Raw genomic sequence first — 25,140 nt, 5'->3', positions numbered from 1 at the left:
CCAAACCCTACCAATGACTCGAAATTTCGCTACAATGCTGAACTTATCCCAAAATAAAAACAACAGGAAACAAACACAATGACAGGCGCACAACTCATCATGGAGTGCCTGAAAGCACACCATGTCACGACTCTTTTCGGCTATCCTGGTGGCGCAATCATGCCAACCTACGATGCCCTTTATGACGCAGGCTTAGATCACTTACTTTGTCGTAATGAACAAGGTGCAGCCATCGCAGCGATTGGTTATGCTCGTTCCACAGGAAAAGTGGGCGTCTGTATTGCAACATCAGGCCCTGGTGCCACCAATTTAGTTACTGGATTAGGCGATGCCATGATGGACTCCATTCCAGTTGTAGCCATTACTGGTCAAGTTTCCTCTCCATTAATCGGCACAGATGCGTTCCAAGAAGCGGATGTTCTTGGGCTTTCCCTTGCTTGTACCAAACACAGTTTTATCGTGCAAAGTGCGGATGAATTAGCCGATGTTTTTGCGGAAGCCTTTGAAATTGCCCAAAGCGGACGTCCTGGACCAGTTCTTATTGATGTGCCTCGTGATATCCAAATCGGTGAAGTACCTGCGAATGTAGAAGCCTACGTTAAAACACTAGAAAAACCGACCGCACTTTCGACAGATAAACTCGCTGAAGCAAAAGAATTATTAAAAAATGCTAAAAAACCGGTGCTTTATGTGGGTGGTGGCGTTGGTATGGCGAAGGCTGTACCTGCCTTACGCGAATTTTTAGCCCAGACCCAAATGCCATCAGTCTCCACTTTAAAAGGTTTAGGTGCAATTGATCCAAATGATGATGTGTATATGGGAATGATTGGTATGCATGGTACAAAAGCTGCTAATTTTGCCGTGCAAGAAAGCGATTTATTACTTGTATGTGGCGCTCGTTTTGACGATCGTGTAACAGGTAAACTCGATACTTTTGCGCCTCATGCTAAAGTGATTCATTGTGATATTGATGCAGCGGAAATCCATAAATTACGCCGTGCAGATGTTGCCCTACAAGGAGATTTAATCCAAGCACTTAATGCTCTCAAACAAGAGCTTGATATTGAACCTTGGCGTGAACAAATCAAAGATTTAAAAGCAAAATTAGATTTCACTTATATTGAAAATCAATACAATCGTCCGATTGATCCTTGGGCATTACTCAACACTCTATCTAATCGAAAACCAAATAATGCAGTAATTTGTACCGATGTAGGTCAGCATCAAATGTGGTCAGCTCAACACATGAAGCATTTTGCGCCAGAGAACTACATTACATCCGCAGGTTTCGGCACAATGGGCTTTGGCTTACCTGCTGCAGTAGGGGCAAAAAAAGCACGCCCGCAAGATGAAGTCATTTTGGTTACGGGTGATGGCTCACTCATGATGAACATACAAGAATTGGGTTCAATCAAACGCGGTAATTTACCAGTAAAAATTTTGCTACTGGATAACCAACGCTTAGGTATGGTTCGTCAATGGCAGGATTTATTCTGGAATAAACGTCGCAGTGAAACCATTTTAGATGACAATCCAGATTTTGTGATGCTTGCTAATGCGTTCGGTATTCCTGCAGAACGTATTGAGTCAGCCGATGATGTGGATGCAGCACTCAACCGATTATTAAATAGCAAAACAGCCTATTTATTACAAGTATGTATTCCACCTGATGAATGTGTATGGCCACTTGTGCCACCGGGTGCATGTAACGCGGATATGGTAGAGGAGATGAACTAATGAATGAATATAAACTTGAACTCGTCGCTCGCCATCGTCCAGAAGTATTGGAACGCATTTTACGCGTGGCACGTCACCGCGGGTTTACCGTTACAACGATGGAAATGACACTGAATGAAACCCAAGTGCGGTTAAAAATCACCGTAAGATCTGACCGCACTTTAGATCTGTTAGTGAATCAGTTGGCGAAATTGCCAGATGTAAACGAAATAAAATAAAAATTAAGTGCAAAATATTGCACGCTACCCTAACAAAAATTTACTCGGAGAGATTATTTATGCCAAAACTACGTTCAGCGACCAGTACACAAGGTCGTAATATGGCAGGCGCACGTGCCTTATGGCGTGCAACAGGAATGAAAGAAAATGACTTTGGTAAACCGATTATTGCGGTGGTGAACTCTTTCACCCAATTTGTGCCAGGGCATGTGCATTTAAAAGATATGGGACAGCTTGTTGCCGCTGAAATTGAAAAAGCGGGCGGTGTAGCAAAAGAATTTAATACCATTGCGGTGGATGATGGTATCGCAATGGGTCACGGTGGAATGCTTTATTCTTTACCAAGCCGTGATTTAATCGCTGATAGCGTGGAATATATGGTCAATGCGCACTGTGCTGATGCGATGGTATGTATTTCCAACTGTGACAAAATCACCCCGGGAATGTTAATGGCGGCAATGCGCTTAAACATTCCGACAATTTTTGTCTCAGGCGGCCCAATGGAAGCGGGTAAAACTAAACTTTCTGATCAATTAATCCGCTTAGATTTGGTTGATGCGATGATTGAGGCAGCCGATCCAAATGTGTCAGATGAACGCATTGATGCCATTGAACGCAGTGCGTGTCCAACTTGTGGTTCTTGCTCAGGCATGTTCACCGCTAACTCCATGAATTGCTTAACTGAAGCCTTAGGTTTATCTTTACCTGGTAATGGTTCTATGTTGGCGACTCACGCAGACCGCAAAGAATTATTCTTAAAAGCAGGTCGTCAAATTGTTGAGCTTTGCAAACGCTATTATGAACAAAATGATGAAAGTGTATTGCCTCGTTCAATCGGTACTTTTGATGCCTTTGAAAATGCAATGAGCCTCGATATCGCAATGGGTGGTTCAAGTAATACTGTTTTACACTTATTAGCGGCAGCACAAGAAGCAGGCGTAGATTTTAAAATGGAAGATATTGACCGTTTATCGCGCAAAGTACCTTGTTTAAGCAAAATTGCGCCAAACACCAATAAATACCACATGGAAGACGTACACCGTGCAGGCGGTATTATGGGATTGTTAGGTGAATTAGATCGCGCTGGATTAATTCATAAAAATACACACACCGTGCTTGGAATGAGCATGGGAGAACAACTAGACCAATACGATATTATTCGCAATCAAGATGAAGAATTACATAAATTCTTCCGTGCAGGCCCTGCAGGCATCCGTACAACTCAAGCATTCTCACAAGATTGCCGTTGGGATACCGTCGATAATGATCGTGTAAACGGTTGTATTCGCAATAAAGAAAATGCGATTTCACAAGAAGGTGGCTTAGCCGTATTATTCGGTAATCTCGCTGAAGACGGATGTATCGTTAAAACCGCTGGCGTAGATGAATCTATTTGGAAATTCACCGGCCGTGCAATCGTATTTGAAAGCCAAGAAGATGCAGTTGCAGGCATTTTAGGTGGCAAAGTCAAAGAAGGTCATGTCGTTGTTATCCGTTACGAAGGGCCTAAAGGCGGACCTGGTATGCAAGAAATGTTATATCCAACCAGTTACTTAAAATCGATGGGCTTAGGTAAAAAATGTGCCTTATTAACGGATGGTCGTTTCTCTGGTGGTACATCAGGCTTATCTATTGGACACGCATCACCAGAAGCTGCTTCTGGCGGTGCAATCGGCTTAGTACGCGATGGCGATATTATCAACATTGATATTCCAAATCGTGCAATTAACTTAGAAATCAGTAATGAAGAACTCGCAGCACGCAGAGCCGAACAAGATCAAAAAGGTTGGCTGCCCGCTCACCGTGAACGTGAAGTATCTTTCGCATTGAAAGTATTCGGTCACTTTGCCACCTCAGCGGACAAAGGTGCGGTACGCGATAAAACATTATTAAAATAATTTAACGGTTCCCCCTCCTTCATAAGAGGGGGATAAAACAAAGGAAAAACCAACCGCACTTCATCATCAAAACAAACACTATGAAAAACCTACTCACCAATCCTCAACCTTCTCAATCAGATTATATCAATGCCATTGTTAAACTTGGTTCGCGCGTATATGAAGCTGCTCAAGTGACCCCTTTACAAAAAATGGGAAAACTTTCTGAACGACTGCACAATAATATCTGGATCAAGCGCGAAGATCGCCAACCAGTAAATAGCTTTAAACTACGCGGCGCTTACGCAATGATTTCTAGCCTTTCAGCAGAACAAAAAGCAGCAGGCGTAATAGCGGCCTCTGCGGGTAACCATGCACAAGGCGTGGCATTATCAGCGAAACAATTAGGCTTAAAAGCATTGATCGTCATGCCACAAAACACGCCAAGCATTAAAGTGGATGCTGTGCGTGGTTTTGGTGGCGAGGTGTTGTTGCATGGTGCTAATTTCGATGAAGCCAAAGCAAAAGCTATTGAGCTTTCAAAAGAAAAAAATATGACATTTATTCCTCCATTCGATCATCCATTAGTGATCGCAGGACAAGGCACGTTAGCGATGGAAATGCTACAACAAGTGGCAGATTTGGATTATGTGTTTGTACAAGTCGGTGGTGGTGGCTTAGCTGCGGGTGTGGCAATGTTGCTTAAGCAATTTATGCCGGAAATTAAAATCATCGGTGTAGAATCAAAGGATTCTGCATGCTTAAAAGCCGCTCTCGATAAAGGTGAACCAACAGATTTAATCCATGTTGGATTATTTGCGGATGGTGTTGCCGTAAAACGCATTGGTGACGAAACATTCCGCCTATGCCAACAATATCTTGATGATATGGTATTGGTCGATAGTGACGAAGTATGCGCAGCAATGAAAGATTTGTTTGAAAACGTTCGTGCTGTTGCAGAACCATCAGGTGCATTAGGTTTAGCTGGTTTGAAAAAATATGCCAAACAAAACCATATTGAAGGCAAAAATATGGCGGCAATTTTGTCTGGCGCGAACTTAAATTTCCACACATTACGTTATGTATCTGAACGTTGTGAAATTGGTGAAAACCGAGAAGCTTTATTAGCAGTAACCATGCATGAACAACCCGGTAGTTTCTTAAAATTTGCTTATGTATTAGGTAACAGAGCTGTAACCGAATTCAGTTACCGTTATGCAGATGATAAACGTGCTTGCGTGTTTGTTGGGGTAAGAACGATAAATGAGCAAGAAAAAGCAGATATTATTGCAGACCTCACTAAAAATGGTTTTGATGTTGAGGATATGTCTGATGATGATATTGCGAAAACGCATGTTCGCTATTTAATGGGTGGTCGCGCATCAAATGATAACGAACGCTTATATACGTTCGAATTCCCAGAGCAAAAAGGTGCGTTATTGAAATTTCTAGAAACCTTGCAAAATCGTTGGAATATTTCATTATTCCACTATCGTGCCCACGGCGCGGACTATGGAAATATCCTTGCTGGTTTCCAAATTGAAGAACGCGAACAAGCAGAATTTGAACTGGCACTTGCCCAACTCAATTATGTTTTTGAAGATGTAACAGAAAGCAAATCTTATCGTTATTTCTTACGTTAATCTTATAAAAATGGCGTGATATTTTTCGCGCCTTTGTATTATTCAAACTCTAATTCCACCGCACTTTCGCCAAGTAAATTCACCAATTCCGTCAGAATTTCATCTGTTGGAATGATCGACCATTGCACGCCCAAACGTAACAACGCACGACCTTTCGGACTTTGATAATACACATTAATCGGCAACGTTCCACCACTCACCGGCTCAAGTAATGCTTTAAGTAGTTTAATAAAACTTGGTGTAATTTGATGCTCAGAAAGACTAATAGCTAAGGATTTGACATAACGGGAACGAGCTTCATCTAAGGTCATTAACTCGCGCACCGTCATTTTTAAGCCACCAGAGAAATCATCAAAGCTAACCTGTCCAGAAGCAACAATCACTGTATCTTTTTGTAATTTCTCACCAAATTGTTCTAGGCTTTCACCAAATAATGTTAAATCTAAGCGACCTGAACGGTCATCCAATGTAGCAATACCTAGCCGATTGCCTTTTTTCGTCATCGCAATTCTCGATGCCACAACTAGCCCCGCCACAGTGCTAATTTGTCCACGACGATTTGGTGCAAGATCTTTTAAGCGAGTTGAAGTGTAATGAGAAAGTTCTTTCAAATAACGGCTAACAGGATGGCTACTTAAATAAAGCCCCAAGGTTTCTCGTTCACCATCAAGGATTTGTTTTTCGGTATAAGGTGGTGTATTAGCGTAAGCATTTTCCACTTCTTCATGGGTTTCTGTCAGCACGCCGAACATATCCGTTTGCCCCATTGCTTCATCTTTCGCATGCTGATCGGAAGCTCTAAGCGCGTCTTCCAAATTCTTAGAAAGTGCGGCGCGATGTGGGCCTAATTTATCAAAGGCACCTGACATAATTAGGCTTTCAAAGGTGCGGCGGTTAATTTTTTTCAAATCTACACGAGCGCATAAATCGAATAAATCTTTGAAAATTCCCCCTTCATTTCTTGCCGTCACAAGTGCGTCAATCGGGCCTTCCCCCACACCTTTAATCGCGCCAATCCCATATACAATTTCACCTTGTTCATTAACGCTAAAATGGTGTTTGCCGATATTAATATCTGGTGGCGTTACTTTTAAGCCCATACGCAGACATTCATCGTATAAACCTACGATTTTATCCGTATTATCCATTTCAGATGTCATTACCGCTGCCATAAATTCCGCAGGGAAATGAGTTTTTAACCAAAGGGTTTGGTAAGATACCAAGGCATAAGCAGCGGAGTGAGATTTATTAAAACCATAGCCAGCAAATTTTTCTACCAAGTCGAAAATCTTCATAGATAGCTCGCCATCAACACCGTTTTTCTCCGCCCCTTCTTTAAACACTGAGCGCTGTTTTGCCATTTCTTCTGGTTTCTTTTTACCCATTGCTCGACGCAATAAGTCAGCCCCACCCAGCGTATAGCCAGCCAACACCTGCGCAATTTGCATCACTTGTTCTTGGTACAAAATAATACCGTAGGTCGGCTCAAGAATAGGTTTCAAGCTTTCATGTTGATATTCCGCATCAGGATAAGATACTTCTTCTCGTCCATGTTTACGGTCGATAAAGTTATCCACCATGCCTGATTGCAACGGACCAGGACGGAACAATGCCACCAACGCGATGATATCTTCAAAACAGTCAGGTTGCAGGCGCTTAATCAAATCCTTCATTCCTCGCGATTCCAACTGGAACACGGCTGTAGTTTCGGAACGTTTAAGTAATTCAAAAGATTCAGGATCATCAAGTGGAATAGATGCAATATCTACTCGAGGCTTGCCCTCACGCACCATACGAGCATTAATCATATCCAATGCCCATTTAATGATGGTGAGAGTACGCAAGCCCAGAAAGTCGAATTTCACAAGCCCCGCATATTCCACATCATTTTTATCAAAGTGAGTAACAGGATGTAAGCCTTCATTATCACAATAGAGTGGTGCAAAATCAGTAATTAAGGTTGGTGAAATGACCACGCCACCAGCATGTTTACCTGCATTACGCGTCACACCTTCCAGCTTACGCGCCATATCAATCAACGCTTGCACTTCTTCATCGCTGTCGTAGGCTACCTGTAATTGTGGCTCGGCTTCAAATGCTTTCGCAAGCGTCATACCAGGATCTGGCGGAATTAATTTCGAAATACGATCAACGAAACCATACGGATGCCCTAATACGCGCCCCACATCACGAATAACAGCTTTCGCTGCCATCGTACCAAAGGTGATAATTTGAGATACCGCGCCGCGGCCATAGGTTTCAGCAACATGCTCAATTACTCGGTCTCGACCATCCATACAGAAATCCACGTCGAAATCGGGCATAGACACGCGTTCTGGATTTAAAAAACGTTCAAAAAGCAAATCAAACTCTAGCGGATCTAAATCAGTGATTTTTAATGCGTAAGCCACTAATGAACCCGCACCAGAACCACGACCCGGCCCAACAGGAATATCGTTATCTTTCGACCACTGAATAAATTCCATTACGATCAAGAAATAACCAGGGAATCCCATTTGGTTAATCACATCCAACTCAACTTGCAAGCGCTCATCATATTTTGATCTTTTTTCTAACCGCACTTTTTCATCAGGGAATAAAAAAGCTAGACGCTCTTCCAAACCTTCTTTAGCTTTTTGCACCAAGAAATCTTCTGTACTTAAATCGCCAGTCGGGAATTGAGGCAAGAAATATTGACCAAGGCGCAAAGTCACACTACAACGCTGCGCAATTAATAAGGTATTTTCGAGAGCGGAAGGAATGTCAGCGAATAACTTGCACATTTCCTCTTCGCTGCGGAAATATTGTTGTGGGGTATAACGTTTTGGACGTTTAGGATCATCTAATGTATAGCCATCACGAATCGCAACACGAATTTCATGAGCTTCAAAATCATCAGATTTCAAAAACATTACATCGTTCGTCGCCACCAAAGGCAATCCATGACTTTTAGCTAATTTTAATGCTGCTTGGATATAACGTTCTTCATCAGGTCTGCCAGTGCGCGTAAGTGCAAGATAAAAATGATCAGCAAAAAATTCTTGGTAAAAAGCAACCGCACTTTCAATTTCTGCAGCGTTTTCTTTCAACAATTTTTTACCCACATCGCCTTGCGTGCCACCAGATAAAATAATCAGCCCTTCTCGGTGTTCAATTAACCAATTTTGATCGATATAAGGATAGTCATCATAACCGCGCTGATAGGCTTTTGAGAGCAATAATGTAATGTTTTTATAGCCTTCGTTGTTCTTTGCCAAAAGCGTCAAATCAAACATTTCATTACCGCATAGTGCATTTTTCACTTTAACATCAGCGCCAATAATAGGCTTCATACCCGAAGAAAGCATTTCGCCATAAAAACGCACCACACCACAAAAATTAGCAAAATCCGTTAATCCCATTGCGACCATTTCATTGGCAGCACAAGCTTTCACAAGAGGCTTCACTTTGACAATACTGTCAATCATCGAAAAATCTGTGTGCGTGCGAAGATGGACGAAACGAGGCTGGGATGACATTGAAAATCCTTAAAGTGCGGTTAAATTTTGCCGTAAATATTGAGGCGGTATTATAGCGAATTTTTCAAATAAATGCCTATGCAACAAACGGCTTTCCTAATTAGCTCAGATAACCGATTGCGTGAATAAAAAATGTTAATTAGATCAAAATTTTGATAATTATCCGTTCCCATTTTGGGTGATTTCGGCTAGTCTAGCAGCGATTTATTTATTTCAAGAGAATAAGGATGATCCTATGACAACTCTTTTTCATGTAGCGCAAAATTGGTTAAACCAAGATCCTGACGCAGAAACTCGTGCAGAATTAACCGCACTTTTAGATGCGGCAAAAGGCGGAGATAAAGCGGCAGAAGCAGAATTACATGCGCGTTTTGATGGTCGTTTACAATTTGGTACGGCAGGTTTACGTGGCCGTTTACAAGCTGGCTCAATGGGGATGAACCGAGTTTTAGTTTCTCAAGCTGCTGGCGGTTTAGCGGAATATTTAAAAGGTTACGATAAAGAACCATCAATCGTAATTGGTTACGATGGCCGTAAAAACTCTGATGTATTTGCCCGTGACACAGCTGAAATTATGGCTGGTGCAGGCGTAAAAGCTTATTTATTACCACGCAAATTACCGACTCCAGTTTTAGCTTATGCTATCCAATATTTTGATACCACTGCGGGTGTAATGGTGACAGCAAGCCATAATCCACCGGAAGATAACGGCTATAAAGTATATTTGGGCAAAGCAAATGGTGGCGGTCAAATCGTTTCACCGGCAGATAAAGACATCGCAGCATTAATTGATAAAGTTGCGGCTGGCAATATCCAAGATTTACCACGTAGCGATAATTATGTAGTGTTAAATGATGAAGTGGTAGATGCATACATTGCAAAAACTGCATCATTAGCTAAAGAGCCAGCTTGCGACATTAACTATGTTTATACCGCTATGCACGGTGTTGGCTATGAAGTGTTAAGTAAAACGCTAGCAAAAGCAGGCTTACCACAACCTCACGTAGTCGCAGATCAAGTTTGGCCAGATGGCACATTCCCAACTGTGAATTTCCCAAATCCAGAAGAAAAAGGCGCGTTAGATTTAGCAATTAAAGTAGCAAAAGAAAAGAATGCTGAATTTATCATTGCTAATGACCCAGATGCAGACCGTTTAGCTGTTGCAGTGCCTGATGCACAAGGTAACTGGAAATCACTACACGGCAACGTAGTAGGCTGTTTCTTAGGTTGGTACTTGGCAAAACAATATCAAGGCAAACAAGGCACATTGGCTTGCTCGCTTGTTTCTTCTCCCGCACTCGCTGAAATTGCAAAAAAATACGGTTTCCAATCAGAAGAAACCTTAACTGGTTTCAAATACATCGGTAAAGTATCTGGCTTATTGTTTGGTTTTGAAGAAGCATTGGGCTATTTAGTTGACCCCGACAAAGTACGCGATAAAGACGGTATTTCTGCGGCAATCGTGTTCTTAGATCTTGTGCGTAACTTGAAAAAACAAGGCAAAACTTTAGCAGATTATGCTGATGAATTTACCAAAGAATTTGGTGCTTATGTGAGTGGACAAATCTCTATTCGAGTCAGCGATCTTTCAGAAATCGGAAAATTAATGACCGCACTTCGTAACAATCCACCAGCAGAAATCGCAGGCGTGAAAGTAGCGCAATTTATCGATCATACTAAAACAGATCGTCAAAGCGATATCCTTGTATTTAACTTGGAAAATGGCGGACGCTTAATTGCTCGTCCTTCAGGTACTGAACCAAAAATTAAATTCTACTTGGATGCGCGCGGTAAAGATCCGAAAGATGCAGATCGCGTATTAGCAGAATTTGATGAAGGTGTTCGTCACATTCTTCGCCAAGATGCTTATGGCAAACAAGCTTGCTAATTGCTTCTAAAAATAACAAACCGCACGTAAAACGTGCGGTTTGTAGTTAGGGGTAAATATAATATGATACTTAGATAATTACAAAAACTAATGACGACCTAAGTCACATGTAAAGCGACTTAAATACATATTATTCTAATTAAATAAAAATTAGTTTTTCGCTGCTGCCGCTGCTTTCACGATGACTGCAAACGCAGGCGCTTTAAGTGAAGCACCGCCCACTAATGCACCATCGATATCTGGTTGAGTGAATAATTCTGCTGCATTAGCATCATTTACCGAACCACCGTATTGAATGATCATTTGATCTGCTACAGCTTGTGATTTTGCTGCGATGTGGCCACGGATAAATGCATGAACAGCTTGTGCCTGTGCTGGAGTCGCTGATTTACCAGTGCCGATTGCCCAAATTGGTTCGTATGCGATCACTGCACCATTAAATGCTTCTACGCCTAATGCGTTGATGACGGCATCAATTTGACGTGCACATACTTCTTCTGTTTTACCTGCTTCGTTTTCAGCTTCAGTTTCACCAATACATAATACTGGTACTAAACCAGCTTCTTTTAATGCACCAAATTTCTTCGCTACAAATTCGTCGCTTTCTTTGTGGTAAGTACGACGCTCAGAGTGGCCGATAATGATGTATTTTGCGCCAAAATCTTTTAACATTTCACTAGAAATATCACCAGTAAATGCACCTTTCACATTGATATCTACGTTTTGTGCACCTAACTGAATCACACTTTTACCGCCGCAGCTGCAACCACAACCAGAAAGTGCTGCTTCAGCCGTACCTAAATACATCACTGGTGGGGCAATTGCCACATCACAACCTGTTACATCATGTAATTCTGCTTTTAATCCTTCGATTAATTCTTTGGTGAACGCTTTGGAACCGTTTAATTTCCAGTTACCCATCACTAAAGGACGACGTGCCATTTTTGTTTCTCCATAGTTGATAAAATTAACTTGCTTACTATACCAAAATTTCACCACGATTCTTTGCAGAAGATCATAAAATTAAAAAAATTCTCATAGAAAGATGATTATCTTGTGCTAAAAAGCTACAATTACCTGTATGGAACCAATAAAAAATAACCAATTATGAAACTTTTCAAAGCCGAACAATGGAATATTGACGTGCTTCTTCCTCTTTTTGAAGCCTATCGCCAAGCCTATGGACAAGCAGAGAATCCAGAACGCACCTTGGCTTTTTTAACTAATCGTATGCGTTTTAATGAAAGTCTGTTTTTTATTGCGGTGGATGAAAATGAAAAGGCTATTGGCTTTGTGCAGCTTTTCCCTCGCCTTTCTTCTTTACAATTACAACGCTATTGGCAAATCACCGATATTTTTGTGTTGGAACATGCTCAACAAACGGAAATTTATGCGGCGCTGATTTCTAAAGCAAAAGACTTTGTGCATTTCACGCAATCCAATCGTTTAGTGGCAGAATTAGCGCAAAATCAATATTCAATGTTGGAATCGGAAGGGTTTAAATTGAACCCGAAAGAACGTTTATTTGAATTGAGTTTGTAATGCTAACCGCGTTAAATCGTTATTGGGATTATTTGCGGATTGAACGCCAAATGAGCCCTCACACGCTCACTAATTATCAACATCAACTTGATGCCATCATCAAAATTTTAGCGCAACAAGACATTCATGCTTGGGCACAAGTAACACCCAGCGTGGTGCGCTTTATTTTGGCAGAAAGCAAAAAACAAGGCTTAAAAGAAAAAAGCTTGGCTTTGCGTTTATCCGCATTGCGCAGATTTCTCAGTTTTTTGGTGCAACAAGGCGAATTGAAAGTGAATCCCGCCACAGGCATTTCCGCACCGAAACAAGGCAAGCATTTACCGAAAAATATGGATGGAGAGCAAGTTCAACAGTTGCTTGCCAACGATAGCAAAGAGCCAATTGATATTCGTGATCGTGCTATTTTGGAATTAATGTACAGTTCAGGTTTACGTTTATCTGAATTACAAGGCTTAGATTTAAACAGCATTAATACCCGAGTGCGGGAAGTGCGTGTTATTGGGAAAGGCAACAAAGAGCGTGTGGTGCCGTTTGGGCGTTACGCTTCGCATGCAATTCAAGAATGGTTAAAAGTGCGGGCATTATTTAACCCAAAAGATGAGGCATTATTTGTTAGCCAGCTTGGAAATCGTATTTCTCATCGAGCGATTCAAAAACGTTTGGAAACTTGGGGCATTCGTCAAGGCTTAAATAGCCATCTTAATCCGCACAAATTACGTCATTCTTTTGCGACGCATATGTTGGAAGCCAGTTCTGATTTACGCGCCGTTCAAGAATTGCTTGGGCATAGCAATCTTTCCACCACTCAAATTTATACTCACTTAAATTTTCAACATCTGGCGGAAGTGTACGATCAAGCTCATCCAAGAGCAAAACGTAAAAAATAAAAATACGGTAAAAATTAAAAGCCTACACTATTTACTCAAGGACGGATGACGATATTTTATCGAACTCAGTCCTTTTAATTTTAGTTGAATCTGTCGGTAATTATACTAATCTCAACAATCCCTAACTGCATCAACTATCATCTCTCTACTATTAAATTCCCAATCATAAAAATATTCTGTTTTTAATAGCCTAAAGAAACTTTCCATCACAACATTGCCCGAGCAATTCCCTTTTCTCTACATACTTTGAATAATGCTATTTTCAACCAATATTTGACAATAAGCCACTATTTGATACAGCCAAGCTTTGGCCTGAATGTAAAATGACTTCATAGGCTTTATTTAATCAGAATAGATTGGAGAACCTATCATTTAAATTCGATTGTGTAGTATTTACCCATAAAAAAATCTGCACCTCAATTGTTAGTTTGTTCAATCCAACTTTTGGGGTGCAGATCATTTTTCATCATACTTTTTTTATTATCGTCTTGTTTTCAAGAGTTTTTCAGTCAACTCATAAGCTCGAAGTTTTGCTAACTCTTTAGAAAGTTTCGCAACCAGTAAATCATGATCTACATCTGATGCATGAGATACAATGTTCTCTTCAGCTTTACGTTTTGCTTCGCGAATACGATCTGCATCTAATTCACTACCACGGATAGCAACATCTGCTAGCACCGTAACAATATTTGGTTGAACCTCTAAAAAACCACCGGAAACATAGATAACTTCTTCATTTCCATCTTGAAGAGTAAATTTAACAATCCCTGGCTTAATTGCCGTTAGCAATGGAGTGTGTCCAGGGAGAATACCTAATTCCCCCTCAACACCTGTTGCTTGGATTTGTTTTACTTCACCTTCAAAGATTTTTCGCTCTGCGCTTACTATTGTTAAATTAAATGTCGCCATTTTTGTTCTCCTTCAAATGACTTGAAGTGATTACATATTTTTGGCTTTTTCTAGCGCTTCGTCGATTGAACCTACCATATAGAACGCTTGTTCTGGGATATGGTCGTAATCACCGCTTAAAATACCTTTAAAGCCGCGAATGGTTTCTTTTAATGGAACATATTTACCCGGAGTACCGTTAAATACTTCAGCAACGAAAAACGGTTGTGATAAGAAACGTTCAATTTTACGCGCACGTGCTACCACTAATTTATCTTCTTCAGATAATTCGTCCATACCAAGAATTGCGATAATATCTTTCAATTCTTTATAACGTTGTAAAATACCTTGTACACCACGAGCAATATCATAATGTTCTTGACCAACAACAAGTGGGTCTAACTGACGTGAAGTTGAATCTAATGGGTCAACCGCAGGGTAGATACCTAAAGATGCAATTTGACGACTTAATACAACGGTTGAGTCTAAGTGTGCGAAAGTTGTTGCTGGAGATGGGTCAGTTAAGTCATCCGCAGGTACATATACCGCTTGTACAGAGGTAATAGAACCTGTTTTGGTTGATGTAATACGTTCTTGTAACACACCCATTTCTTCAGCTAAGGTTGGTTGATAACCTACCGCTGATGGCATACGACCTAATAACGCAGATACTTCAGTACCAGCAAGGGTATAACGATAGATATTATCCACGAAGAATAATACATCACGACCTTCATCACGGAATTTTTCTGCCATGGTTAAACCAGTTAACGCAACACGTAAACGGTTACCTGGTGGCTCATTCATCTGACCATAAACCAAAGATACTTTATCTAATACGTTAGAATCTTTCATTTCATGATAGAAGTCGTTACCTTCACGAGTACGTTCACCTACACCCGCAAATACAGAGTAACCTGAGTGTTCGATCGCGATGTTACGAATTAATTCCATCATGTTTACGGTTTTACCTACACCCGCACCACCGAATAGACCAACTTTACCACCTTTAGCAAATGGACAAATTAAGTCAATAACTTTGATACCAGTTTCTAATAATTCCGTACTGTTTGATTGTTCTTCATAGCTTGGTGCAGAACGGTGGATAGCCCAACGCTCTTCTTCACCGATTGGACCTTGTTCGTCAATTGGTTCACCCAATACATTCATAATACGACCAAGGGTTTTTGTGCCTACCGGTACTTGAATCGGATCATTCGTATTTTCTACTTTTAAACCACGTTTTAAACCGTCAGAAGCACCTAATGCGATACAACGTACCACACCGCCACCTAATTGTTGTTGCACCTCAAGTGTTAAACCTGATTCAACTTTTAATGCATCGTAAACTTTTGGCACTGCATCTTGTGGAAATTCAACGTCAATCACCGCACCGATGATTTGTACAATTTTTCCTGCTGACATTACCGTTCCTCTTTTCTTAAATCGCTGCCGCACCGGCTACGATTTCATTCAATTCATTTGTGATACTTGCTTGACGAGCTTTGTTATACACCAACCGCAGATCATTAATTAAATTACCTGCATTATCAGTTGCTGCTTTCATTGCTACCATTCGAGCCGCTTGTTCTGAAGCTAAATTATCTACAACCGCTTGATAAATTTGAGATTCTAAATAACGAACTAAAAGACTATCTAATAGTACTTTTGGTTCTGGTTCATAAAGATAATCCCAAGTCTGTTGTCTTTCATTTAAATGATCGTCTTTAGATTCTGGTAAAGGAACTAATTGTTGTACAACAGGTTTTTGCGACATCGTATTAACAAATTTATTGTATGCAATATAAACTGCATCAATTTCACCATTACGATAAGCATCAAACATTGTATTTGCGACACCAATTAATTCTTCTAGAGCGGGCGTATCGCCTAAACCAGAAAGTTGACCTTTGATATTAAATCCAAAGGAACGGAAAAAACTAATCCCTTTTGAACCTATTAAGCCCAAATCTGTAGAAATATTTTGTTCTTTCCAATTTTTGATTTGGTTAAGTGTGGTTTTGAATAAATTAACATTTAAACCACCACACATACCACGATCTGTTGAAATAACCAAGATACCGATTTTCTTCACTTCACGCTCAACTAAGAACGGATGTTTATAACCGACACTTGCTTTAGACACATGACTAATAACGTTACGGATAGTTTCAGAATACGGACGAGATGCAGCCATACGATCCTGCGTTTTACGCATTTTCGAGGTTGCCACCATTTCCATTGCCTTAGTAATTTTTTGTGTACTTTGTACACTGGCAATTTTGGTTTTTATCTCTTTTGCACCTGCCATCTTATCTCTCCGTTACTACCAAGCACTATTCGCTTTAAAACTATCTAAAATACCTTTTAATGTATCTTTGATTTCGTCATTATAGTTACCGGTTTTAGTAAGCTCTTGCATAAACTCAGCGTGATTACGGTTAGAATAATCTAAAAGTGCGGTCTCAAAACTTGCAATTTTTGATAATTCCACGTCATCCAAATAACCAAATTCAACAGCAAACAATACAACCGCTTGTTCTGCAACAGATAATGGAGCAAATTGTTTTTGTTTTAATAATTCAGTTACTTTTTCACCGTGAGAAAGTTGCTTACGAGTCGCATCATCAAGATCTGATGCAAACTGTGCAAACGCTGCTAATTCACGATATTGAGCTAGCGCGGTACGAATACCACCCGCTAATTTCTTAATAACTTTAGTTTGCGCTGAACCACCAACACGAGATACCGAAATACCTGGGTTTACCGCAGGACGAATACCTGAGTTAAACAAGTTAGATTCTAAGAAGATCTGACCATCGGTAATAGAAATTACGTTGGTTGGAACAAACGCAGATACGTCGCCAGCTTGGGTTTCAATAATCGGAAGTGCGGTTAAAGAACCAGTTTTTCCTTTCACTTCACCTTTAGTGAATTTTTCTACGTAATCTTCGTTTACACGAGAAGCACGTTCTAGTAAACGAGAATGTAAATAGAATACATCACCTGGATAGGCTTCACGACCTGGTGGACGGCGTAATAATAATGAAATTTGACGATAAGCTACGGCTTGTTTTGATAAATCATCATAAACAATTAACGCATCTTCACCGCGATCACGGAAATATTCACCCATCGCACAACCAGCATAAGGCGCTAAATATTGTAATGCTGCAGATTCAGATGCAGATGCGGCTACCACGATAGTATTTGCAAGCGCACCATGTTCTTCTAATTTACGCACAACGTTTGCGATAGTAGAAGCTTTTTGACCAATCGCAACATAGATACATTTAATACCAGAATTACGTTGGTTAATAATAGCGTCAATTGCTAACGCAGTTTTACCCGTTTGGCGGTCACCGATGATTAACTCACGTTGACCACGGCCAATTGGCACCATTGAGTCAACGGCTTTATAACCTGTTTGAACAGGTTGATCAACAGAACGACGATCGATAACACCTGGCGCAATCACTTCTACTGGTGAGAAACCATCATTTTCAATTTCGCCTTTACCATCGATTGGTTGACCAAGCGTATTAACTACACGACCTAATAAACCTCGACCAACTGGTACTTCAAGAATACGACCTGTACATTGAACTTCCATACCTTCTGCTAAATCTGCGTAAGGTCCCATAACTACAGCACCAACAGAATCGCGTTCAAGGTTAAGTGCCATCGCATAACGATTACCTGGTAAGGCGATCATTTCACCTTGCATCACATCGCTTAAACCGTGGATGCGAATAATACCATCGCTTACAGAAACAATTGTCCCTGTATTACGAGCTTCACTGACCACGTCGAATTGAGCGATGCGTTTTTTAATCAATTCACTAATTTCAGTTGAATTTAGTTGCATCTTGTATTCCTCTTATAATTGCAACTCGTTTGCGAGACGAGTAAGTTGCCCACGGCTACTTCCGTCAATCACAAAGTCTTCAGTACGAATAATCACACCAGCAATAAGTGCTCTATCCACGTTGCAATTTAATTTCACTTTGCGAGCTAATCTTTTTTCCATTGCAGCTGCAATTTTTTCGATTTGTGTTGCATTCAATGGTTGCGCAGATGTTACTTCAACTTCTGCAATAGCTTGGTGCTCCTCTACGTGATGTTTAAATTCTTCAAACACCGCAGGAATAGCACTCAAACGCTTATTTTCAGCCATTAACCGAATAAGATTTTGCCCATATTGATCCAATTGTTCGCCACAAATAGAAATTACTGTATCAGCTAATTTCTGTGCAGAAAGAGAACTACCTAAGTAAGCTTTTACCGTTTCATCTTCAGCTACGGCTGCAGCAAAACCTAACATTTCAGTCCATTTTTCGACCGCACTTTGTTCAATGGCAAAGTCGAATGCAGCTTTTGCATAAGGGCGAGCTATTGTAGTTAATTCTGACATAAGCTAAGCCTCTTATAACTCTGCAACTAATTTATCAATAATGTCATTGTTTGCCGCTTCATCAATAGAACGACCCACAATTTTCTCAGCACCAGCCACTGCCAATGAAGCCACTTTAAGACGTAATTCTTCTTGAACACGTTTACGTTCTGCTTCTACTTCTGCATAACCTTGAGCAATAATTTTTGCTTTTAGTTCTTCGGCTTCTGCCTTCACTTCGTCTAATACTTCATTGCGACGTTTATTCGCAGCATCTAAAATGTCTTGAGCTTGTAATTTTGCAGCTGAAAGTTCTTGTTCAACAAGATTTTTCGTATCTGCTTGCTCTTTTTTAGCTGCTTCAGCTGACGCTAAAGCGTTCGCAATTTGGCTTTGACGTGTTTCAATCGCATTAATAATTGGTGGCCAAACAAACTTCATGCAAAACCACACGAAAAGTGCGAATGCGATAAGTTGACCAATCAATGTTGCATTTAAATTCACAACGTCCTCCTTACTATGCTTGTTTTACGTTGATAAGCAAATAAGGTGATTAGTGTAATAAACCGATGAATGGGTTTGCGAAAATGAAAAGTAATGAAATACCAACAGCAATCATTGCAATCGCATCTAAAAGACCAGCCACGATAAACATTTTAGTTTGTAAGCTAGATGCTAATTCTGGTTGGCGAGCTGATGATTCTAAGAATTTACCACCTAGAATAGCAAAGCCAATTGCAGTACCTAATGCAGCAAATGCAAGAAGAATTGATGCACCGATGATTGTAGCTGTAATTACAGTTTCCATAATTTTCTCCAATAGAAGTTAAGTTTTAGCCCTAGAGCCGGTTAATAAAAAATGATTAATGATCTGCTTTGTTATAAGCAATACTTAAATAAACAACCGTCAACATCATAAAGATGAAAGCCTGCAAGGTAATAACCAAAATATGGAAAATAGCCCAAGCAAGATGTAACGGAATCCCTAATGCTGCAATGGCCATATTAGCGGAATACATCACAGCGATAAGAATAAAGATCAATTCCCCTGCATACATGTTACCAAACAAACGAAATGCGAGTGAAATTGGTTTAGCCAATAAAGTCACGGTTTCAAGAATAAAGTTAACAGGAATAAACGCCCAATGGTTGAATGGATGAAGCGTATATTCTTTAACTAAACCTTTGAATCCTTTAGATTTTATTGTGTAGAAAAGAATTAAAAAGAAAACACAAATGGACATACCCAAAGTTGCGCTAATATCTGCTGTCGGCACTGCACGAAGATAATGAATACCGAACAAACCTGCAAATTGAGGTAAGAAATCAACAGGAATTAAGTCGATAGCATTCATGATGAATACCCAACAGAAAATGGTTAATGCAAGTGGCGCAACTACGTTACGTGGACCATGAAAATTTTCTTTCACGATTCCATTAACCCATTCCACAACAATTTCAACTAAGCATTGCATTTTTCCTGGAACGCCAGTTGTTGCTTTTTTCCCTACTCGAGAAAAAACAAATAGGAAAATAACCGCAGCAAGAATAGAAAAGAACAACGTATCTATATGAACATTCCAAAATCCATCCCCTGTTTTGAGAAAGGATAAATGGTGGCTAATGTATTCTGATGTTGTTTGTCCAGACATAATAAACCCTTAGTACAAGTATAAAAATCAAATTCGGCGAAGCAAAAATGGAACTAAATTATTCAACATTAATGCAATAAAAAAACCACTAAAAAAAATAATAAAATTTGTAACCGAAAAGTATTTAAATGAAATACTAATAAAAACAATGGTTAGAGCAAATTTTATTGCTTCTCCTTTATAAAGTGCGGTCAATTTTGTGGCTAAATGTTGTTTTCTATAAAAAACCACATACACAAAAACACCGAAAGGAATTAATGCCGAAAGAAATCCGAATAAAAAATCAAGCGCACTTTTCATTTGCCATAAAGCAAAAAAACAAGCCAATAGCAGCATAATGACTATTTCAATAAAAATAGCTTTTTGATACTGAACTTTCGCTTGTTGTACAATTCTCGACATTTTTAAAACCTTAAAACGTTCTAATTATACATTTGATCAAATTAGATTCAACTTAAAAAGCACTGAAAAACGTTAACTAAATCACACTTTTAGAAAAATTTTTACAAAATTGTAACTATTTAACGCAAAACGATTAAATGTCGTTCACCTACAAGTTCTGGAACATGTAATTCAATCACTTTTTGAATAGTATGTTTTTTATTCAATTCATTAATATCATCTTCCTGATAAATCCCTTTTAATGCATAAAAATATCCATTTTCTTTTGGTAAATGATGACACCAATCTGTCATATCTTTTAACGAAGCAAAAGCACGACTTAATACACCGTCGAATTTTTGTTCAGGTTGATATTCTTCTACTCGACTTAAAATAGGGGTTGCATTAGTTAGTCTAAGCTCACGTATAGCATTTCGAATAAAACTAATACGCTTGCCTAAACTATCAAGGAGGACAAATTGTTTGGAAGGATTAATAATTGCCAAAGGTAAACCAGGCAAGCCAGGGCCTGTACCGACATCAATAAAACGATCACCCTGTAAATAAGGACTTACAACAAGACTATCTAAAATATGTTTAACTAACATTTCTTGTGGATCACGAACTGACGTCAAATTATAAGCTTTATTCCATTTATTGAGTAAATTGACCAGATCAATCAACTGCTGAATTTGTTGATCACTTATTTTTATATTTGCTTGCGCAAGTAAACTGACTAATTTGGCTTTCATATTTATTATCTCTTTGGAAAATTGCGCTATTTTACTTAAAAGTGCGGTAGATTTCCTTAATGTTTTTTTGTTGCAGCCAAAATTCCTGTCAAATTTGTTTCCAACCAATCCACCAACTCAAACATCTTATTAGATGCTTCTGTCCCAAATTCTGTTAACGTGTAATCTACTTGTGGTGGCACAGTATTATAGGATTTACGAATTAACATGCCATCTGCTTCTAACTCTTGTAGCGTTTTTGTCAACATACGTTCGCTAACACCATCAATCGCACGGCGAAGCTCACTAAAACGCTTGGTACCAGAATGTAAACTCACCAACACCAATGCTCCCCAACGACTGGTTAAATGTTGCAAAATTTGGCGAGAAGGGCAAGCTGAAGCCAGAACATTCCCACGATTTAAATTTTTTTCCATTTTTAATTCATTAAAAATCAACAGGTTAAAAATTATTTTTAAAAAAATTCCAAAACTTACGTTTATGTAAGTACTTCTCAAAAGTAAGTATTGAAATATAATACGCCACATCAAGCGAACAATCAAATGTTCAAATATCATTTCAACTTAACAAGAAGGAAAACATCATGACAACTAAAACTATCGCAATTACTGGTGCAACAGGTCAATTTGGCGCAATCGCATTAGACTTATTAAAAGCAAAACACGCAAACGTCATCGCGCTTGTACGTAATCCTGCAAAAATTTCAGGTGTAGAAACCCGCAAATTTGATTATTCAAAAACAGAAGGTCAAGTAGAAGCATTACAAGGCGTAGATACTTTAATTCTTGTTTCAAGTAATGAAGTCGGTCAGCGAGCAGTACAACACAACAACGTGATTGAATCAGCGAAAAAAGCAGGCGTGAAACATATTATCTACACCAGCTTACTCGGTGCCACCAACGACAACACAGTGAAATCTCTTGCCGGTGAGCACGTTGAAACTGAAGCCGCATTAAAAGCTTCGGGCATTACTTACACCATTTTACGCAATAGTTGGTACACCGAAAACTACACTGAATCAGTCTCAGCTGCATTAGCAAACAATGATTTCTATGGTTCAGCAAAAAACGGCAAAATTTCGTCTGTACTCCGTGCAGAACTTGCTGAAGCAGCAGTAAACGTTGCATTAAGTAAAGGGCATGAAAATCAAACTTACGAGCTTGCCGGGTCAACCAGCTGGACATTAGCTGACCTTGCAGCAGAAATCAGCAAACAAACAGGTAAAGATATCCCTTACGTGGATATTCCTGCAGCAGATTATGCCGCAGCACTTGTACAAGCAGGATTAGATGAAGGCTTTGCAGGATTAATTGCTCAATGGGATGTAGATGCGTCAAACGGTGCATTATTCTCAGAAGACAAAACCCTTGAGAAATTACTAGGTCGCACAACAGCTGGATTGGATGTGGCGGTAAAACAGGCTCTTGCCCATTAATTATATTTTTTAAATTAATCTATAAAAAAGTGCGGTCAAAATTAACCGCACTTTTCATTTCTAAACATTATTCTCCACGTTTTAGCATGCCTTGTTTTTTCAAATTCACTAGGATAATTGAAATCGCTGCAGGGGTAACACCTGAAATTCGGCTCGCTTGGCCAATGGAAACTGGACGATGCTGTTCCAATTTCGCACGTACTTCATTAGATAAACCAGACACTTTGCTGTAATCAAAGTTAGCCGGGATAGCTGTATTTTCGTGACGTTTTTGTTTTTCAATTTCTTCTTGTTGATGCTCAATATAGCCTTGATACTTAATAGCAATTTCCACTTGTTCTACGGCTTCTCTATCTTCCATTGCTGGTTTGTATGGCGTTAAAGAAGTCAAAATATCGTAGGTCATTTCTGGACGGCGCAATAAATCTTCACCGCTGGCTTCACGCACAAGTGGGCTACCAAGCACTTTATTCGCTTCTTCTAAATATTCAGAACGCGGATGCAACCAAATGCTACGTAAACGTTGGCGTTCTTGTTCAATATTTTCCATTTTTTGATTAAAGCGTGCCCAACGAGCCTCATCAATCAAACCTAATTCATGGGCTATTGGCGTTAAACGAATATCCGCATTATCTTCACGTAATAACAAACGGTATTCTGCACGAGAAGTAAATACGCGATATGGTTCTTTGGTACCAAGTGTACAAAGGTCATCCACCAATACGCCTGTATAAGATTGATCACGACGTGGATACCATGCCTCTTTTTCTTGTACGTAAAGACCTGCGTTAATCCCCGCCAATAAGCCTTGTGCCGCCGCCTCTTCATAACCTGTTGTACCGTTAATTTGACCCGCAAAAAATAAACCAGAAATAGCTTTAGTTTCTAATGTTGGTTTTAAATCGCGTGGATCAAAATAATCATATTCAATGGCATAACCTGGTTTAATGATGCGAGCTTTTTCCAAACCTTTCATAGAATTCACAATGCCCATTTGCACGTCAAACGGCAAACTGGTAGAGATCCCGTTTGGATACACTTCGTTACTGGTTAAGCCTTCTGGTTCCAAATAAATTTGATGTGAATTACGATCCGAAAAACGCATTACTTTATCTTCAATAGATGGGCAATAACGTGGCCCGATCCCTTCAATCACACCGGTATACATTGGACTGCGATCCAAATTATTACGGATTACTTCATGAGTTTGTTCATTAGTATGGGTTATATAACAAGGAATTTGTTGAGGGTGATCTTCAACTGATCCCATAAAAGAAAACACGGGTAAAACAGCATCACCATGTTGTTTAGCTAATACATCAAAATTGATCGTACGTGCATCAATACGTGGTGGTGTACCTGTTTTAAGGCGATCTACACGTAATCCAAGATCTCTTAATCGATGTGAAAGATTTACAGAAGCAGGATCCCCTGCTCGACCACCTTCATAATTTTCCAAACCAATATGAATTTTACCAGCTAAGAAAGTACCTGCAGTTAATACCGCTGATTTAGCACGAAAAGTTAATCCCATTTTTGTGCTAACGCCTGTAACTCGATCTTGCTCAATCAGAATATCTGTTGCTTCTTGTTGGAAAATATCTAAATTGGGTTGATTTTCTAATGTAGTACGAACAGCTTGACGATATAAAACTCTGTCAGCTTGAGCTCGAGTAGCACGCACTGCTGGACCTTTACTGCTATTTAAAGTACGAAATTGAATCCCTGCTTTATCTGCAGCATGCGCCATTAAACCGCCCATTGCATCTACTTCTTTTACTAAATGACCTTTACCGATCCCACCAATTGCAGGGTTACAAGACATTTGCCCTAAAGTATCTACATTATGTGTTAATAAAAGGGTTTTTAATCCCATTCGAGCTGGTGCAAGCGCGGCTTCTGTACCCGCATGACCACCACCGATCACAATCACATCATAAGTTTCAGTGTAAAACATATCTATCTCTATATTATTCGGATCAAAAAATTGGCGTTATTTTACAGAAATTTAAAACACCTGACAAAAAAAGAATGGATCTATTGATCCTTTGAAAGATCACGTTTGTATTAGTAAATAAGATCTCTTTTTATATATAAAGATCTTATTATTGTTACTATTAAGATCCTTTGCGGTTGTGAGTAACCTTATTCGATCCTTATGGAAACAGGTGTTATAGAATCTAAAGATCTTGTGAAAATGCGATCATTTTCTTTAAAAATCTTGTGTGTAAAATGGAAAGTTATTAACAACTTTATTTTTTCTCAAAGTTACCAAGTGAGTAAAAACAGTTTTATGACAGATTATTTATGAGTTATCCACAGATAAAAA

At 39.5% G+C, this 25,140-nt stretch carries 22 protein-coding genes; 8 read left to right on the top strand and 14 right to left on the bottom strand.

Features of this window, described 5'->3' with window-relative positions; translation table 11 throughout:
* Window positions 1-78: 78 nt before the first annotated feature.
* From ilvG to ilvA, 4 genes are all read left to right on the top strand, one after another.
* A complete protein-coding gene (gene ilvG, locus AAX18_RS06925) occupies window positions 79-1,737 on the top strand; it encodes an acetolactate synthase 2 catalytic subunit (RefSeq protein ID WP_005629218.1) in 1,659 nt (552 codons plus the stop codon).
* Complete coding sequence (gene ilvM / locus AAX18_RS06920; protein ID WP_005629221.1) at window positions 1,737-1,955, top strand: acetolactate synthase 2 small subunit; 219 nt, start codon at window positions 1,737-1,739, stop codon at window positions 1,953-1,955. Before ilvG ends, ilvM begins: the two co-directional genes overlap by 1 nt.
* A gap of 59 nt (window positions 1,956-2,014) precedes the next feature.
* Window positions 2,015-3,853, top strand: coding sequence for a dihydroxy-acid dehydratase (gene ilvD, locus AAX18_RS06915; protein WP_005629222.1), 1,839 nt, complete (start codon window positions 2,015-2,017; stop codon window positions 3,851-3,853).
* Between the two features lie 80 nt (window positions 3,854-3,933).
* On the top strand, window positions 3,934-5,475 hold the full coding sequence (gene ilvA, locus AAX18_RS06910) for a threonine ammonia-lyase, biosynthetic (RefSeq protein ID WP_046953385.1): 1,542 nt from the start codon (window positions 3,934-3,936) through the stop codon (window positions 5,473-5,475).
* A 38-nt stretch (window positions 5,476-5,513) separates the two neighbouring features.
* Here the strand turns inward: ilvA and dnaE are convergent, their stop codons facing one another.
* Window positions 5,514-8,993 (bottom strand): DNA polymerase III subunit alpha, encoded by a 3,480-nt coding sequence (dnaE, locus tag AAX18_RS06905; RefSeq protein WP_005629224.1) that lies wholly within the window; start codon window positions 8,991-8,993, stop codon window positions 5,514-5,516.
* 235 nt (window positions 8,994-9,228) lie between these two features.
* Here dnaE and AAX18_RS06900 point away from each other — a divergent pair, with 235 nt between their 5' ends.
* Entirely contained in the window at window positions 9,229-10,881 is a 1,653-nt protein-coding gene (locus AAX18_RS06900) for a phospho-sugar mutase (protein WP_046953384.1), read from the top strand.
* Between the two features lie 150 nt (window positions 10,882-11,031).
* Here the strand turns inward: AAX18_RS06900 and tpiA are convergent, their stop codons facing one another.
* Window positions 11,032-11,823 carry a triose-phosphate isomerase gene (tpiA, locus tag AAX18_RS06895; protein ID WP_005629227.1) on the bottom strand — a complete coding sequence of 264 codons (792 nt, stop codon included), beginning with the start codon at window positions 11,821-11,823 and terminating at the stop codon, window positions 11,032-11,034.
* A gap of 165 nt (window positions 11,824-11,988) precedes the next feature.
* Here tpiA and AAX18_RS06890 point away from each other — a divergent pair, with 165 nt between their 5' ends.
* Entirely contained in the window at window positions 11,989-12,423 is a 435-nt protein-coding gene (locus AAX18_RS06890; protein WP_005629228.1) for a GNAT family N-acetyltransferase, read from the top strand.
* Window positions 12,423-13,310 (top strand): tyrosine recombinase XerC, encoded by an 888-nt coding sequence (xerC, locus tag AAX18_RS06885; RefSeq protein WP_005644230.1) that lies wholly within the window; start codon window positions 12,423-12,425, stop codon window positions 13,308-13,310. The genes AAX18_RS06890 and xerC overlap by 1 nt, the downstream gene beginning before the upstream one ends.
* Before the next feature lie 480 nt (window positions 13,311-13,790).
* Here the strand turns inward: xerC and AAX18_RS06880 are convergent, their stop codons facing one another.
* From AAX18_RS06880 to AAX18_RS06830, 11 genes are all read right to left on the bottom strand, one after another.
* A complete protein-coding gene (locus tag AAX18_RS06880; RefSeq protein ID WP_005629232.1) occupies window positions 13,791-14,219 on the bottom strand; it encodes a F0F1 ATP synthase subunit epsilon in 429 nt (142 codons plus the stop codon).
* A gap of 30 nt (window positions 14,220-14,249) precedes the next feature.
* Complete coding sequence (gene atpD / locus AAX18_RS06875) at window positions 14,250-15,623, bottom strand: F0F1 ATP synthase subunit beta (RefSeq protein WP_005629235.1); 1,374 nt, start codon at window positions 15,621-15,623, stop codon at window positions 14,250-14,252.
* A gap of 16 nt (window positions 15,624-15,639) precedes the next feature.
* Complete coding sequence (gene atpG, locus AAX18_RS06870) at window positions 15,640-16,509, bottom strand: F0F1 ATP synthase subunit gamma (RefSeq protein WP_005632226.1); 870 nt, start codon at window positions 16,507-16,509, stop codon at window positions 15,640-15,642.
* Window positions 16,510-16,524: 15 nt separating this feature from the next.
* Window positions 16,525-18,066: a F0F1 ATP synthase subunit alpha gene (atpA, locus tag AAX18_RS06865; RefSeq protein WP_005629241.1), complete on the bottom strand. Its 1,542-nt coding sequence runs from the start codon at window positions 18,064-18,066 to the stop codon at window positions 16,525-16,527.
* Window positions 18,067-18,078: 12 nt separating this feature from the next.
* Entirely contained in the window at window positions 18,079-18,612 is a 534-nt protein-coding gene (gene atpH / locus AAX18_RS06860) for a F0F1 ATP synthase subunit delta (protein WP_005629243.1), read from the bottom strand.
* A gap of 12 nt (window positions 18,613-18,624) precedes the next feature.
* The gene (atpF, locus tag AAX18_RS06855; protein ID WP_005629246.1) at window positions 18,625-19,095 is read right to left on the bottom strand and encodes a F0F1 ATP synthase subunit B; all 471 of its coding nucleotides are present in this window, start codon (window positions 19,093-19,095) and stop codon (window positions 18,625-18,627) included.
* Between the two features lie 49 nt (window positions 19,096-19,144).
* Complete coding sequence (gene atpE, locus AAX18_RS06850; RefSeq protein ID WP_005629249.1) at window positions 19,145-19,399, bottom strand: F0F1 ATP synthase subunit C; 255 nt, start codon at window positions 19,397-19,399, stop codon at window positions 19,145-19,147.
* A 55-nt stretch (window positions 19,400-19,454) separates the two neighbouring features.
* Window positions 19,455-20,243 (bottom strand): F0F1 ATP synthase subunit A, encoded by a 789-nt coding sequence (gene atpB / locus AAX18_RS06845; protein WP_005629251.1) that lies wholly within the window; start codon window positions 20,241-20,243, stop codon window positions 19,455-19,457.
* A 27-nt stretch (window positions 20,244-20,270) separates the two neighbouring features.
* Window positions 20,271-20,645 carry an ATP synthase subunit I gene (locus AAX18_RS06840; RefSeq protein WP_046953383.1) on the bottom strand — a complete coding sequence of 125 codons (375 nt, stop codon included), beginning with the start codon at window positions 20,643-20,645 and terminating at the stop codon, window positions 20,271-20,273.
* 119 nt (window positions 20,646-20,764) lie between these two features.
* Window positions 20,765-21,376 carry a 16S rRNA (guanine(527)-N(7))-methyltransferase RsmG gene (gene rsmG / locus AAX18_RS06835; RefSeq protein ID WP_046953382.1) on the bottom strand — a complete coding sequence of 204 codons (612 nt, stop codon included), beginning with the start codon at window positions 21,374-21,376 and terminating at the stop codon, window positions 20,765-20,767.
* A 56-nt stretch (window positions 21,377-21,432) separates the two neighbouring features.
* Window positions 21,433-21,792 carry a winged helix-turn-helix transcriptional regulator gene (locus tag AAX18_RS06830; protein ID WP_032825546.1) on the bottom strand — a complete coding sequence of 120 codons (360 nt, stop codon included), beginning with the start codon at window positions 21,790-21,792 and terminating at the stop codon, window positions 21,433-21,435.
* A gap of 167 nt (window positions 21,793-21,959) precedes the next feature.
* On the opposite strand from AAX18_RS06830, the gene AAX18_RS06825 reads away from it, so the two are divergent.
* Window positions 21,960-22,811 (top strand): SDR family oxidoreductase, encoded by an 852-nt coding sequence (locus tag AAX18_RS06825; protein ID WP_046953381.1) that lies wholly within the window; start codon window positions 21,960-21,962, stop codon window positions 22,809-22,811.
* A gap of 67 nt (window positions 22,812-22,878) precedes the next feature.
* Here the strand turns inward: AAX18_RS06825 and mnmG are convergent, their stop codons facing one another.
* Window positions 22,879-24,768 carry a tRNA uridine-5-carboxymethylaminomethyl(34) synthesis enzyme MnmG gene (mnmG, locus tag AAX18_RS06820; protein ID WP_046953380.1) on the bottom strand — a complete coding sequence of 630 codons (1,890 nt, stop codon included), beginning with the start codon at window positions 24,766-24,768 and terminating at the stop codon, window positions 22,879-22,881.
* Window positions 24,769-25,140: the final 372 nt, after the last annotated feature.

This window comes from Haemophilus haemolyticus (assembly GCF_001008205.1).
GTDB classification, from domain to species: Bacteria; Pseudomonadota; Gammaproteobacteria; order Enterobacterales; family Pasteurellaceae; genus Haemophilus; species Haemophilus haemolyticus_Q.
Note: the sequence above shows the minus strand (reverse complement) of the source record. Positions and strands in the feature narration are given on the sequence as shown.